This window comes from Okeania sp. SIO2C9 (assembly GCF_010672455.1).
Taxonomy (GTDB): domain Bacteria; phylum Cyanobacteriota; class Cyanobacteriia; order Cyanobacteriales; family Microcoleaceae; genus Okeania.
The window spans coordinates 1-15,680 of record NZ_JAAHGO010000003.1 but is presented as its reverse complement, the minus strand read 5'-3'; the positions used below and the strand labels follow the sequence as shown (position 1 = coordinate 15,680).

General features: G+C 45.5%; 8 protein-coding genes. 5 read left to right on the top strand and 3 right to left on the bottom strand.

The features are described 5' to 3' along the window. Position 1 precedes the first annotated feature (1 nt). The 4 genes from F6K23_RS02500 (at position 2) to miaB (ending at position 8,621) form a co-directional block, all read left to right on the top strand. Positions 2–715, top strand: a complete 714-nt coding sequence (locus F6K23_RS02500; protein ID WP_293150206.1) for a helix-turn-helix domain-containing protein — start codon at positions 2–4, stop codon at positions 713–715. A 98-nt stretch (positions 716–813) separates the two neighbouring features. Then, the gene (locus F6K23_RS02495) at positions 814–1,599 is read left to right on the top strand and encodes a Uma2 family endonuclease (protein WP_293150204.1); all 786 of its coding nucleotides are present in this window, start codon (positions 814–816) and stop codon (positions 1,597–1,599) included. 132 nt (positions 1,600–1,731) lie between these two features. Further along, the gene (locus F6K23_RS02490) at positions 1,732–7,167 is read left to right on the top strand and encodes a tetratricopeptide repeat protein (RefSeq protein WP_293150202.1); all 5,436 of its coding nucleotides are present in this window, start codon (positions 1,732–1,734) and stop codon (positions 7,165–7,167) included. A 98-nt stretch (positions 7,168–7,265) separates the two neighbouring features. Then, complete coding sequence (gene miaB, locus F6K23_RS02485; RefSeq protein ID WP_293150200.1) at positions 7,266–8,621, top strand: tRNA (N6-isopentenyl adenosine(37)-C2)-methylthiotransferase MiaB; 1,356 nt, start codon at positions 7,266–7,268, stop codon at positions 8,619–8,621. 379 nt (positions 8,622–9,000) lie between these two features. On the opposite strand, the gene F6K23_RS02480 is transcribed toward miaB, so the two are convergent. Beyond that, the gene (locus tag F6K23_RS02480) at positions 9,001–9,444 is read right to left on the bottom strand and encodes a hypothetical protein (protein ID WP_293150199.1); all 444 of its coding nucleotides are present in this window, start codon (positions 9,442–9,444) and stop codon (positions 9,001–9,003) included. 333 nt (positions 9,445–9,777) lie between these two features. Between F6K23_RS02480 and F6K23_RS02475 the strand changes: the two genes are divergently transcribed. Next, the gene (locus F6K23_RS02475) at positions 9,778–10,518 is read left to right on the top strand and encodes a dienelactone hydrolase family protein (protein ID WP_293150197.1); all 741 of its coding nucleotides are present in this window, start codon (positions 9,778–9,780) and stop codon (positions 10,516–10,518) included. Between the two features lie 278 nt (positions 10,519–10,796). On the opposite strand, the gene msrA is transcribed toward F6K23_RS02475, so the two are convergent. Next, a complete protein-coding gene (msrA, locus tag F6K23_RS02470) occupies positions 10,797–11,330 on the bottom strand; it encodes a peptide-methionine (S)-S-oxide reductase MsrA (protein WP_293062660.1) in 534 nt (177 codons plus the stop codon). Positions 11,331–12,043: 713 nt separating this feature from the next. Further along, on the bottom strand, positions 12,044–15,680 hold a 3,637-nt coding region (locus F6K23_RS02465; RefSeq protein WP_293150195.1), incomplete at its 5' end, for a hypothetical protein.

The window sequence follows — 15,680 nt, the reverse complement described above, 5'->3', positions numbered from 1 at the left end:
AATGAAATATAACTTTCAAGAATGGTTAAAAACAGACATAAGCGATGAGCCAGAAGTAATATTAGCAGGTAAATTAGAATACCTACGATTATATTTAACTGATGCTATGCGATCGCTACGAGAAAAAGCTGGATTAACTCAAGGCCAACTAGCAGAAAAATTAGGAGTACAACAGGCGGCAGTTTCTAAATTAGAGTCATCATTAAAAGACCATAAATTAGAATCAGTGCTAGATTATTTGCATAAACTCAATGCAGATTTATTGGTAGCAGTTAAACAAGAAGATGAACTAATTCAGGTGAGCGATAATGATGGAATGATATTAATAGATTTGCCAGAGGAAATAGAAGATTTAGCAGAAGTGGAAAAAATGAGTTTGCGTGAGTATATCTTGGCAGCTATTCAGCATTTTTCACAAAAGAAAGTTTCCGTTAGAGAATTTATTGAAAGTGATGATCAAGTAGCAGTAAAAGTCAGAAATAAATTAGCCAATAAATCCTTATTTGAAATAGCTTCAGAGTTAGAAAAAATGTGGAAAATTTCTGACGAGGATGACCGTCTTTTTGCTGTAAAAAAAATATTAGCTGGTGGTTTTAGTGTGGGTAGTAATAACCGAGATATAAGTGATAAAAATGAAGAGGATGGAATTGAACTTTTGGAATTAGCTGAAGAATTGCTAGAGAAATTAGATAAGATTTTTGAGGAACAGGAATAAGAAAAGAAATTGTCGATACCAAAATTTTTCAGCAAGCACTACTCAAATTTGCGATGCTATAATCTCAATTATACTTATTAGTTATAAGGTAAAGCACAATGGTTTTAACTGCCCAACAATTAGAGGCAATAATGCCGGATGCCACTCAATTAGAAAGCGACGAACCCGAAATGGAAAGTTCTCAACATTATATGCAACTGATGTTGCTAGTTTCTTGTCTGGAATGGTTGTGGCGCGATAGAAATGATTATTTTATTGGTGCTAATTTGACTATTTTTTACAGTCGCCAGTACCTAAAAACTAAGGATTTTCGTGGTCCTGACTTTTTCTTAGTTAAACAAACCGAAAAGCGACCTCGGAAGTCCTGGGTAGTTTGGGAGGAAAACGGTAAATATCCCAACTTAATTATCGAGTTATTGTCGGATTCTACTGCTAGAGTCGATCGCAACTTGAAAAAAAATTTATATCAAGATAACTTCCGTACCCCAGAATATTTTTGGTTCGATCCCGAAACTTTGGAATTTATAGGATTTCGTTTAGAACAAAATGGCTATCAAGAAATTCAACCGAATAACCAAGGTTGGCGTTGGAGTGAAGAATTAGAATTATACTTAGGAGTAGATGGAGAGCAACTGCGTTACTTCACTGCTAACGGTGAACGAGTGCCGACTCCCCAGGAAGCAGCGATAGAAGAACAATTGCAAGTTCAAGAGGCTCAATCGCAAGTTCAAGAGGCTCAATCACAAGTTCAAGAGGCTCAATCGCAAGTCCAAGAAGCTCAATCACAAGCCCAAGAGGCTCAATTACAAGTTCAACAAGAACGAGAACGGGCGGAACGCTTGGCTCAACGTTTGCGAGAACTGGGTATTAATCCCGACGAATAATATTAAGTCATACACCATTTGTAGGGGGCGAATGGCTTTCGCCCTTTACCTTATAGGGTTTTGGTTATGACGTGAAGTCATCAAAATGCTTAAAAATTACTATTTTATTCAACTATAAATTCATCAAAAATTATGGCAAAAGGATTTGGGGAACCAAAGGCTGAAAAAGCATCTCAAGGGCAACAAGCTTATTTAATGTTGATTATAGAATTGCTCAATTGTCCGAGGGGTTCTACCAGTGGGGCAGAATTTAAGGAGGTTTTAAACGGCCACCAAGAGCTAGCTACGCCGGAGTTATTGGAGGTAATGGCAGAGGAGGCGGAAAATTTGAGGGATAATAAAAATTGGGACAAGGCAAATTCCCTGTTAAGTCTGGCGCTGCAAGTGGGGGAGGTGTTGGGAAGTTCTGAGAGAGAGGCGGTTGTCAGGCAGGAAACTGCGGATGTTTTGAGTCAAATGGGGAGGCGCGAATATGAAATTAGTCAGTTTTCTGAAGCGCTACAATTTTCCGAACTGAGTTTAACCATATATCGAGAACTTTCAGACTGTCAAGGAGAGGTTGATGCACTCAATGGTTTGGGTAAAAGTTGTCGGTGTTTGGGCGAGAATGAAAGGGCGATCGCTCTGCATCGGGAATCTTTGGCTATTGCTAGGGAAATTGCATATAGTCAGGGAGAGGTTGATGCGCTTAATGGTTTGGGAACGGTAGATAATTTTTTGGGAAAACAAGAGGACGCAAAGGCTTATCATCAAAATGCTTTGAGTATTGCTGAGGCGATCGGGTATGCTAAAGGGAAGGCTGATGCTTTTAATGGTTTGGGTAATGTTTGTAGAAGTTTAGGAGAATACGAAGGGGCGATCGCTTATCATCAAAAATGCTTGGTTATTGGCAGGGAAATTAAAGATCGTTGTGGAGAATTTGTTTCTCTCTGGAATTTAGCTCTTAATTATCAGTCTTTGCAACAACACGAGAAGTCTTTGGAGTGCCAACAAAAATCTTTGGTTGCTGCAAGAGAAATTAAAAATCGTTGGTGGGAGTCATACTCTTTGGAGACACTGGGCAGCACTTATCGTTCTTTGGGTGAATATGAAAAGGCGATTGAATTTTATCAACAGCGTTTAACTATCAGCAGAGAACTTAAAGACCTGAAAGGGGAGGATGATTCCGTAACCGATCTAGGTCTGGCGTACAATTCCCTAAAGCAATACGATCGGGCAATAGAGTTCTTGGAACGGCGTTTAGAAATCAAGCGGGAACTCAAAGATCGTGAAGGGGAGGCAAGCTCTCTAGGTCTTTTGGGTGAGATGTACGACTCTTTGGGGCAGCATGAGCAGGCGGTTGAATTTCATCAACAGTCTTTAACTATCTGTAGGGAGTTGAAAGACTTGGAGGGAGAACTTTTCTGCCTGAATAATTTAGGTAATGCTTACTGTTCTCTAGTCAAACAACTGAAAGCAGAGGGAGACGACAAAGCCGCAGCAGAAAATATAGAGTTAGAGATTGTAGTCTACCAAAATGCTCTGGAAGTTTGCACAAAAGAAGCTTTTCCCAACAAATGGGCAGATACCCAGAATAATTTGGGTTTAACCTACGGATATAGAATCAAAGGAAACAGGGCAGAAAATCTGGAATTGGCTATTGCTGCCTACCAAAATGCCCTAGAGGTTCGTACTAAAGAAGCCTTCCCCAACAAATGGGCAGCGACTCAGACTAATTTGGGTTTAGCCTACTCTGAGAGAATCAAAGGAGACAGGGCAGAAAATTTGGAATTAACCATTGCTGCCTACCAAAATGCCTTAGAAGTGTACGCGAAAGGTTACTTCCCCAACAAATGGGCAGCAGTTCAGAATAATTTGGCTATTTTCTACCAAAACAGAATCAAAGGAGACAAGGCAGAAAATCTGGAATTGGCTATTGCTGCCTGCAAAAATGCTCTAGAGGTTCGCACTAAAGAAGCCTTCCCCAACAAATGGGCAGATACTCAGGCTAATTTGGGTTCAGCCTACTCTGACAGAATTAAAGGAGACAGGGCAGAAAATTTGGAATTGGCTATTGCTGCCCACCAAAATGCCCTAGAAGTTCGCACTAAAGAAGCCTTCCCCAAAGACTGGGCAGCGACTCAGAATAATTTGGGCAATGCTTACTCTGACAGAATTAAAGGAGACATCGCAGAAAATCTAGAAAAGGCGATCGCAGCCTACCAAAATGCTTTGGAAGTACGCACCCAAGATGCTTTCCCTAGTGACTGGGCAATGACTCAGATGAATTTGGGTTTAACCTACTCTAACAGAATCAAAGGAGACAGAGCCGACAATTTGGAATTAGCCATTGTTGCCTACCAAAATGCTCTTTCAGTTCATACTAAAGAAGCCTTCCCTAGTGACTGGGCAATGACTCAGATGAATTTGAGTTCAGCCTACTCTAACAGAATCAAAGGAGACAGGGCTGAAAATCTGGAGTTGGCGATCGCTGCCTGCAAAAATGCTCTGGAAGTACGCACCCAAGAAGCTTTTCCTAACGACTGGGCAGGGGCTCAGATAAATTTTGGTTTAGCCTACTCTGAGAGAATTAAAGGAGACAGAGCCGAAAATCTGGAGTTGGCGATCGCTGCCTGGCAAAATGCTCTGGAAGTTTACACCAAAGATGCTTCCCCTAGGGACTGGGCAACGACTCAGATGAATTTGAGCAATGCCTATTTGCAGAGAATACAAGGAGACAGAGCTGAAAATCTGGAATTGGCGATCGCTGCCTGCAAAAATGCTCTGGAAGTTTACACCAAAGATGGTTTCCCTTGGAACTGGGCAATGACTCAGATTAATTTGGGCAATGCCCACATAGAGAGAATCAAAGGAGACAGGGCAGAAAATCTGGAATTGGCGATCGCTGCCTACCAAAATTCCATACAAGTTTACACCAAAGATGCTTCCGCTTGGAACTGGGCAATGACTCAGATTAATTTGGGCAATGCCTATTTCCAGAGAATACAAGGAGACAGAGCTGAAAATCTGGAATTGGCGATTACTGTCTGCAAAAATGCTCTGGAAGTTTACACCAAAGATGGTTTCCCTTGGGACTGGGCAATGACTCAAATTAATTTGGGGAATGCCTACAGAGAGAGAATCAAAGGAGACAGGGCAGAAAATCTGGAGTTAGCCATCGCTGCCCTCCAAAATGCTCTGGAAGTTTACACTAAAGTAACTTCTCCTTGGAACTGGGCAATGACTCAGATTAATTTGGGAAATGCCTACATAGAGAGAATCAGGGGAGACCAGGCCGAAAATTTGGAATTGGCGATCGCTGCCCTCCAAAATGCTCTGGAAGTTTACACTAAAGTAACTTCTCCTTGGAACTGGGCAATGACTCAGATTAATTTAGGGAATGCTTACAGAGAGAGAATCAAGGGAGAAAAGGCCGAAAATCTCGAGTTAGCAATCGCTGCCCTCCAAAATGCTCTGGAAGTTTGCACCAAAGATGGTTTCCCTTGGAACTGGGCAATGACTCAGAATAATTTGGGTGCTGCTTACAGAGACAGAATCAAAGGAGATAGGGCTGAAAATCTGGAGTTGGCGATCGCTGCCTTCCAAAATACTCTGGAGGTTTATACAAAAGCTGCTTTTCGCAACGACTGGGCAAGAACTCAGAATAATTTGGGTGCTGCTTACAGAGACAGAATTAAAGGAGATAGGGCCGAAAATCTGGAGTTGGCGATCGCTTCCTTCCACAATGCTCTGGAAGTTTACACCCCAGCAGCGAATCCTGCTATGTGTCTCAACACTTCCCGTAGTTTAGGCGAACTCCACTTCAAGGAAGGCAACTGGCAGTCTGCCGTAGATGCCTACAAACAAGCCATAACCGCAGTGGAACTCAGTCGTAGTTGGTCAAAAGACGACGATCGCCGCCAACAAATCCTCGAAGAAGCGCTCGGCGTTTACAAAAACATCGTTCAATGCTTCGTCAACCTCCAGCAATACTCCCAAGCTTTTGCATACGTCGAACGTTCTCGCAGTCGGCAGTTAGTTGACCTCATGGCAAGTAAAGACCTTTACCACAAAGGAGAAATTACCACGGAAGCCGAGGAACTGTTGCAGCAATTTGAATCTTTGGAACAGCAAATAGAGCGCTTGAGGTCTTCCAAGCAATCCCAAGATAACCGAGAAACCAGGGATGCTGCCACCGCTACCCGCCAACGTGCTGCTTTGGAAGCTAAAAGTGAAGCCATAGCCAAATTAGAAGCTGAAAAGCAGGAAGTTTACCGTCACATTCGCAAATTCGACCGAGTGTTGGCGGAAGGTATTCAAGTTGCCCCCTTGGAATTTTCCAAATTGCAGCAACTCATAGAAGACGAGACCACCGCCATCCTCAGCTTTTACAGCACCAACGACGACACCTACGTTTTCATCGTCCGTCGCAGTGGAGTTGATGTTCATAGCTGTCCAGGGCAAGGTGGGGGCGAGTTACAAATCTGGTTGATCTACAACTGGTTAGAACCTTACGTTACCACTGATGACTGGCGTCAACAGATGCCCTCAAAACTTGCAGAAATCAGTCAGCGGTTGCAATTAGATAAATTAGTAGAGAAATTAGACGACATCCAAGAACTAATCCTCATCCCTCATTTATACCTGCATCAAATCCCCTTTGCTGCCCTACCCCTGGCAGACAACCACTATTTCGGCGACAAATTCCTCATCCGCACCCAGGCAAGCTGTCAAGTTCTCGACTTCTGCCACCAGCGTCCACCCCTGGCAACCAGTTCTCCCACCTACGGCATTGTTGAAAACACTACCCAAGACCTACCCTGTTCCAGCTACGAAGGGCGACAAGTTGCCGAAATGTACCAAGTTGCCGATAGCCAATATCTCCAAGGCAGTCAAGGCACTGTCAGCAAGTACAAAAAACTCTTGCCCCAAGTGCAACGGTTACTATCAACCCACCATGCTCAATCTCGCCTGGACAACAACCTCGAATCTGCCCTCATCTTAGCTGATGGCAGAATAACCCTGGGACTGCTATTATCTCCGGCGTTCCGTTTCCCGGATTTAGATGAAGTGTTCCTGTCTTGTTGTGAAACCAACCTCGGAAGCACAGACATCAGCGATAACATGATGACCTTAAACACAGGGTTTTTATGTGCTGGCGCTAGGGGAGCAGTTAGTAGCCTTTGGTCGGTGGATGATTTAGCCACTTCTTTATTTTCGGTATTTTACCATCAACTGCGCCAGGGAGGTAAAAATCGTCCCCAAGCATTGCAACTCGCTCAACAGAAATTACGACAGTTGACTGGCAAGGAGTTTGAGGAGCAGTATAGAGAGGATTTGGAGAAAACACTAAAAGAGAAATTCAAGGAAGCTGGCAAACGGAGGCGAGAAACAAAAAAGCAGCGGGACAGTCACCCCCAAGATTCCCCGGAATATAAAGAGTGGGATAAAAAATGGAAAGAGCAAGGTAAAATTTACAATCGCATTGGCAAAACAATTGAAGACCTAAAGCAAAAAAGCAAAGAGGAATATCCTTTCGCCCATCCGATATATTGGAGTGGTTTTATTTGTGCAGGTTTGAGGAGTTAATCTAGAAATTTAGGCAAGCGATCGCCTCCCTAAAACCAACCAATTTATGATATAATATTAAACTCTTGTATAATATCATTTTATTCCATTAGTTTATTATGACCACAACTCCCCGTCGCTATCACATTACTACTTTCGGCTGTCAAATGAACAAAGCTGACTCTGAACGCATGGCAGGTATCCTAGATAATATGGGCCTCATCTCTTCAGATGACCCCAACGATGCCAACATCATTCTATACAACACCTGCACCATTCGCAACAATGCCGAACAAAAAGTCTACTCTTATCTAGGTAGACAAGCAAAACGCAAACACCAACAACCAGACCTCACTCTCATTGTTGCTGGATGTGTTGCTCAACAAGAAGGAGAAGCACTCCTGCGACGAGTACCCGAATTAGACTTAGTTATGGGACCTCAACACGCTAACCGCTTGCAAGACTTATTAGAACAAGTATTCAATGGCAACCAAGTAGTCGCTACTGAACCCATTCACATTGTGGAAGATATTACCAAACCCAGACGGGATAGCAAAGTCACTGCTTGGGTAAATATAATTTATGGTTGTAACGAACATTGCACCTATTGTGTTGTTCCTGGTGTCAGAGGTAGAGAACAGTCTCGTTATCCCGAAGCTATTCGTGCTGAAATGGAAGAGTTAGGGCAACAAGGTTATCCAGAAATAACATTGTTAGGGCAAAATATTGATGCTTATGGACGCGACTTACCGGGAGTGACAGCAGAAGGACGCAATAAACACACATTCACAGATTTACTTTATTATGTGCATGATGTACCCGGTGTTGAACGCATTCGCTTTGCTACAAGTCACCCCCGCTATTTCACAGAACGTTTAATTAGAGCTTGTGCTGAGTTGCCCAAGGTTTGCGAACATTTCCATATTCCCTTTCAGTCTGGAGATAATGAATTATTGAAGGCGATGGCAAGAGGTTACACCCATGAGAAATATCGTCGAATTATTGATAAAATTCGGGAACTGATGCCAGATGCTTCTATTAGTGCTGACGCAATAGTAGGTTTTCCTGGAGAAACTGAGGCACAATTTGAGAATACCCTGAAGTTAGTCGAGGATATTGGGTTCGACCAGTTGAATACTGCCGCTTATTCTCCTAGACCAGGAACTCCAGCAGCTTTATGGGAAAATCAACTGCGTGAGGAGGTGAAAGCAGATAGACTACAACGGTTGAATCATTTAGTGGGTGTGAAAGCAGCAGAGCGATCGCAACGTTATATGGGTCGTACGGAAGAAATTTTGGTTGAAGGTACTAACCACAAAAATGCTGCTCAAGTTATGGGTCGTACCCGTGGCAACCGTCTGACATTTTTTGAGGGGGATATTAATGAGTTGAAGGGTAAGTTAGTCAAGGTGAAAATTACTGAAGTACGTCCTTTTAGTTTGACAGGAGAAGTCAAGCAGTTAGTTGTGGTTTAACACTTGTCAGGATGGGTTTAGTGAATCAGTGAACAGTTATCAGTTATTATAATGAGATATCCCGAAGGGAAGAATATCGGAGTCTACATACCCCCCATCCAGGTAAACTACCCGCTTTGCAACCAGAAGTGTCAGGGTGTGAAACGAACCTGTTAAAAATATTAAAAAATATTAACTGATGACTGATGACTGATAAGTTGCACCCAGATAACTTGCTAAATTTTTAGAGACAGAAATATTCTATTTAATTCAGTAATTTAGCCTTTGATCAAGAGTAATATTTAACTAAATTATGAATTTTTATGAACTACAAACAATGCCATAATAACTTAGAGATAATTGTGAAAATATCTCTTCTTTAATCAAGGAGTTGGTAAATTTACTCTCCTCTGTAAGTTACTTGTTCTTTCCTAACAACCATTCCGTTTATAGCCATACTAAAATGACTATTGTCTATCATAAAAGTTTTACTTCCATCAATGGCTAAATATCCTTGTTCACCACTCACAGGTAATTCTAAAAGTTTACTAGGATTTGATTTTGCACCAGCTACTAAAGTTAATTGACCATTACCACTACGACAAATATTAGCAAAATAATTTTTAGATTCAAAGTATTTTACCTCAGACCAATTTTCTCCTTTTTTCTCGCAAATACGCCACTCTTCACGGGATGCTTCAGCAAGTAATATAGATTTGTTGTCAATTTTTTTTGGGTTAGAAGCTAAAGCTTTAGATGAAGAAGTTAAAGTTAATAAGGCAAATGTACCAAGTGTCAATAGTCCTAATTGAAAAAAATTTTGATTGATTTTAAGTGAATTCACGGCCAGCTCCTTGAAATCTAAATTAATGTTGAAAATTTATAGTTTCATTACAATGAATTATTATTTTCATTGCTGTTTAACTTCATTAAGACTATTGTTGACTAAAAATCAGCAAAAATCAACCTAGAAAATACTGAATTTTTCCGGAAAATTTTTTGAGAATAAATTGTCGCAAAAGTAGATCCATAAAATCACCTATAGTCTAACGTGTAAGCAATACAAGCCTTCAAAGTATAGATGTTATCAAGTAAGTATCCCCTAGAAATTACATAATTTTGCTAAAGTTAAGCTGTATTGTAGAAAAATTCCTCAAGACAATAATGGAGATAATAGGTGCAAATTACTAAACGTAACATCGAGTTAAGAGTTGATGATAGTTTAATGCGTGTATATGTAGTAACTCCCAAACCAGACGGAGTATATCCAGGTATTGTATTCTACAGTGATATCTATCAATTAGGAAGTCCGATAATTCGTCTAGCTAATTATTTAGCTGGTTATGGTTATGTAGTAGCTGCCCCAGAAATTTTTCATCGTACTGAGCCAGTTGGTTTCGTTATTGAGCCAGATGACCTGGGGAGAATGCGGGGTAATGACAATGCACGTCGAACTAAAATAGCTGAATATGATGCGGATACCAGAGCTGCGATCGAATTTCTCAAAACAGAAAGTTCAGTTGCTGAGGATAAAATAGGTGCTATGGGTTTTTGTATTGGTGGGCATTTAGCATTTCGCGCTGCTTTTGAAAAAGAGATAAAAGCCACAGTTTGTTGTTACCCGACTGGTGTTCCCAGTGGTAAGTTAGGTCAGGGAGTTGCTGATACAATTAAACGAGTGAATGAAATTCAAGGTGAGATGCTCATAGTATTCGGTACTCAAGACCGTCATACACCAGAAGGCGATCGCCAAACCTTAGCTCAAGCTTTGGAACAAGGGAGTATAGCTCATCAAATTTTCTTATATGAAGCGGAGCATACTTTCATGCGTGATGACGGTTATCGTTATGACTCTGCTGCAACTACTTCAGCTTGGTCTCAAATAATACCTTTCTTTAATCGTGTGTTTAACAATTAATCAAAGAAAGCACTATTTTAGTTAATTAATGATAATTGGCGTTGCTGAATCAAGCTATGAAACCTCAATTTGGCAAAATCTAAAATCCTTTTCAGTTAATAGTTCAGTGATTCGCGTGCGCGATCCGTCCCTAAATTGCCATTAAAGAAAAATCATAGCAACCCATCAGCAACGCCTCATAATTTAGTATAGCTTGGGTAGAACACAGTAAAACAGAAAGTTCACTTTTCCCAACCTATGATCGCCAAACTTATTCTTAATAAGAATACGAAAACTCTTTATGCAGATACCTTATCTGGGAAATATTTCTTGAGTTTTTGCAACTTTGGAGGAATGGAAAATACACAATAAGGTTGATTAGGATTCTTGTTAAAATAGTTTTGATGGTACTCCTCAGCTCTATAATATTCCTTCAAATCAACCACTTCAGTAACGATCGGATTATTAAACGTGCCATTATTATCCAAAGTCGAAATAACTTCTTGAGCAATATCTTTTTGTTCTTGGGAGTGACACATAATAATTGAACGATACTGAGTACCAACATCATTCCCCTGTCTGTTAAGTGTTGTGGGGTCGTGAGTCACAAAAAATATTTCTAATATTTCACGCAGTGATATTTTTTCAGAGTCAAAAGTGACTTTTACTACCTCAGCATGGCCTGTTTTTCCAGAACATATAGATCTATAGTCAGGATTCTTAGTATTTCCTCCAGCATAACCAGATTCTGCCTCTTTAACCCCTGCTACAGAAAGAAAGACGGATTCTACACACCAGAAACATCCACCACCCAATACAATTGTATCTAACATGAATTTTTGCCTCCAAATTTTGGCTATAATTTCCATTAAGTATTATTGTAAACTGATTAGGGAATAGCAATCTTCAGTTCAAACCAGTCATATCAAGTCCGGTAGCATCGGAGTGCGTATCATGAAGGTGAAGAAAAAAGAGCGATATTCCTACGCAACACTACCGCGATCACCACTATGCCAAAAAGCAGCAGTCCTCATTAATATAGAATACAACTATTTCTGCAACTTATTAAACTTCAGGTATATCTATAGTTTTTACTTTAGTCTACCTTTGTGAAAACCGCTAGAATTCAGATTCTAATTTTTTACTAAAAAAAACCTTGCAGGTTTCTAATACCCACAAGGTCTTTTTTTTATTCATTTATGAGAATTGACTATTGACATCCTCCCGACGCTGCACTTGCGTGAAAGCGCGGGATTCCTAACCATCGCGCTCTTAGGTCTTTCTGCTGCCTCTTGCAGAGGAGCTGCGCTAACAATGCACCAGCCTCCAAGGCCCTCGCCTCTTTTCGGTCTAAAGGCGCGCTCCACAGACTGACACTGCTAGCCCAGCAGCCAAGTTTTAACTCTAACACACTATTGGCATACACCGCAAAATTGATTGGTTTTTCCTGCGGAATACTGCGCAAACATCCCGACGCTCCCCTTCGGGAGAGCGCGGGTCTTCAACCAACGTTGAGATAAAACTCAACTGTCAAGTCTCAAACACATCAATTTGTAGTAGTAGGTTGAACGAATAGGGGTGGTGCCTCTGCTTGTGCCTCTGGTGGTGCCTCTCCTTCAAAGGTCATTAGCTCTCCACCTTCTTCTATCATGTCATTTACAATCAGTGCTTCTTCTTGCAATATCTGCAATTGTTGGAGCAACGTTACATCGTTAGTTTGAAGATCTGTGAGGTCTACAAGCTCCCCTGTATTAGTTACAACATCTCCAAATACAGTGTTAGCAGGTACTATATTGCCATTTCCTAAATCCACTAACAGTGTAGGACCGCCGGCTGCAGGAACAGCTTCTACACTTGTAGGTCGGCCAACAGGACTAACATTTATTAGATTCGGAAGAGCAAAGTTAGTGACTCCATCACCACCATATAAAGTTCCTAATACCCGGAATAGAGATTCGTTTCCAGCGATCGGTAGCAACTGACCTTCAAGAGATAAGAATCCTGGAGGAGCTGCAGTACCAGCAAACAAAACTACTTCTCCAGGGAAGAAACCTGCAGGAGCATCCTCTGTTGCAATTATATAAGCCAGTTGTGGACCTACTTGAACGGATAGACCAGGAAGGCCAGGAGCACCAGCAGGACCTACTGGACCTACTGGACCCACTGGACCAGGAGCACCATCTAATCCTGGAGTTCCTGGTATACCTGCCGGACCTACTGGACCTGCCGGACCTACTGGACCTACTGGACCTACTGGACCTGCAGGACCTGCGAGACCAGGAGCACCATCTAGTCCTGGAGTTCCTGGTACACCTGCCGGACCCACTGGACCTGCCGGGCCGGCCAGACCAGGAGCACCATCTAATCCTGGAGTTCCTGGTACACCTGCCGGACCTACTGGACCTGCCGGACCCACTGGACCTGCCGGACCGGCCAGACCAGGAGCGCCATCTAATCCTGGAGCACCAGGAGCGCCATCTAATCCTGGAGTTCCTGGTACACCTGCCGGACCCACTGGACCTGCCGGACCCACTGGACCTGCCGGACCGGCCAGACCAGGAGCGCCATCTAATCCTGGAGTTCCTGGTACGCCGGCCGGACCCACTGGACCTGCCGGACCCACTGGACCTGCCGGACCTGCGAGACCAGGAGCGCCATCTAATCCTGGAGTTCCTGGTACACCTGCTGGACCTACTGGACCTGCCGGACCGGCCAGACCAGGAGCGCCATCTAATCCTGGAGTTCCTGGTACACCTGCCGGACCTACTGGACCTGCCGGACCGGCCAGACCAGGAGCACCATCTAATCCTGGAGTTCCTGGTACACCTGCCGGACCCACTGGACCTGCTGGACCGGCCAGACCAGGAGCACCATCTAATCCTGGAGCGCCTGGAGCGCCATCTAATCCTGGAGTTCCTGGTACACCTGCCGGACCCACTGGACCTGCCGGACCCACTGGACCTGCTGGACCGGCCAGACCAGGAGCACCATCTAGTCCAGGAGTTCCTGGTACACCTGCCGGACCCACTGGACCTGCTGGACCGGCCAGACCAGGAGCGCCATCTAATCCTGGAGTTCCTGGTACACCTGCTGGACCTACTGGACCTGCCGGACCGGCCAGACCAGGAGCGCCATCTAATCCTGGAGCGCCTGGAGCGCCATCTAATCCTGGAGTTCCTGGTACACCTGCTGGACCTACTGGACCTGCCGGACCGGCCAGACCAGGAGCGCCATCTAATCCTGGAGCGCCTGGAGCGCCATCTAATCCTGGAGTTCCTGGTACACCTGCTGGACCTACTGGACCTGCTGGACCGGCCAGACCAGGAGCGCCATCTAATCCTGGAGTTCCTGGTACACCTGCTGGACCTACTGGACCTGCCGGACCCACTGGACCTGCTGGACCGGCCAGACCAGGAGCACCATCTAATCCTGGAGCGCCTGGAGCGCCATCTAATCCTGGAGTTCCTGGTACACCTGCCGGACCCACTGGACCTGCTGGACCGGCCAGACCAGGAGCACCATCTAGTCCAGGAGTTCCTGGTACACCTGCCGGACCCACTGGACCTGCTGGACCGGCCAGACCAGGAGCACCATCTAATCCTGGAGTTCCTGGTACACCTGCTGGACCTACTGGACCTGCCGGACCGGCCAGACCAGGAGCGCCATCTAATCCTGGAGCACCAGGAGCGCCATCTAATCCTGGAGTTCCTGGTACACCTGCCGGACCCACTGGACCTGCCGGACCTACTGGACCTGCTGGACCGGCCAGACCAGGAGCACCATCTAATCCTGGAGTTCCTGGTACACCTGCCGGACCCACTGGACCTGCCGGACCCACTGGACCTGCCGGACCAGCCAGACCAGGAGCGCCATCTAATCCTGGAGCGCCTGGAGCGCCATCTAATCCTGGAGTTCCTGGTACACCTGCCGGACCCACTGGACCTGCCGGACCAGCCAGACCAGGAGCGCCATCTAATCCTGGAGCACCAGGAGCGCCATCTAATCCTGGAGTTCCTGGTACACCTGCCGGACCCACTGGACCTGCCGGACCAGCCAGACCAGGAGCGCCATCTAATCCTGGAGCACCAGGAGCGCCATCTAATCCTGGAGTTCCTGGTACACCTGCCGGACCCACTGGACCTGCCGGACCAGCCAGACCAGGAGCGCCATCTAATCCTGGAGCACCAGGAGCGCCATCTAATCCTGGAGTTCCTGGTACACCTGCTGGACCGACTGGACCTGCCGGACCTACTGGACCTGCTGGACCGGCCAGACCAGGAGCACCATCTAATCCTGGAGTTCCTGGTACACCTGCCGGACCCACTGGACCTGCTGGACCGGCCAGACCAGGAGCGCCATCTAATCCTGGAGTTCCTGGTACTCCTGCTGGACCTACTGGACCTGCCGGACCCACTGGACCTGCTGGACCGGCCAGACCAGGAGCACCATCTAATCCTGGAGCGCCAGGAGCGCCATCTAATCCTGGAGTTCCTGGTACACCTGCCGGACCCACTGGACCTGCTGGACCGGCCAGACCAGGAGCGCCATCTAATCCTGGAGTTCCTGGTACACCTGCCGGACCCACTGGACCTGCTGGACCGGCCAGACCAGGAGTTCCTGGTACACCTGCCGGACCCACTGGACCTGCTGGACCGGCCAGACCAGGAGCGCCATCTAATCCTGGAGCACCAGGAGCACCATCTAATCCTGGAGTTCCTGGTACACCTGCCGGACCCACTGGACCTGCTGGACCGGCCAGACCAGGAGCGCCATCTAATCCTGGAGCACCAGGAGCACCATCTAATCCTGGAGTTCCTGGTACACCTGCCGGACCCACTGGACCTGCTGGACCGGCCAGACCAGGAGCGCCATCTAATCCTGGAGCACCAGGAGCACCATCTAATCCTGGAGTTCCTGGTACACCTGCCGGACCCACTGGACCTGCTGGACCGGCCAGACCAGGAGCGCCATCTAATCCTGGAGCACCAGGAGCGCCATCTAATCCTGGAGTTCCTGGTACACCTGCCGGACCTACTGGACCTGCTGGACCGGCCAGACCAGGAGCGCCATCTAATCCTGGAGTTCCTGGTACACCTGCCGGACCTACTGGACCTGCTGGACCGGCCAGACCAGGAGCGCCATCTAATCCTGGAGTTCCTGGTACACCTGCCGGACCTACTGGA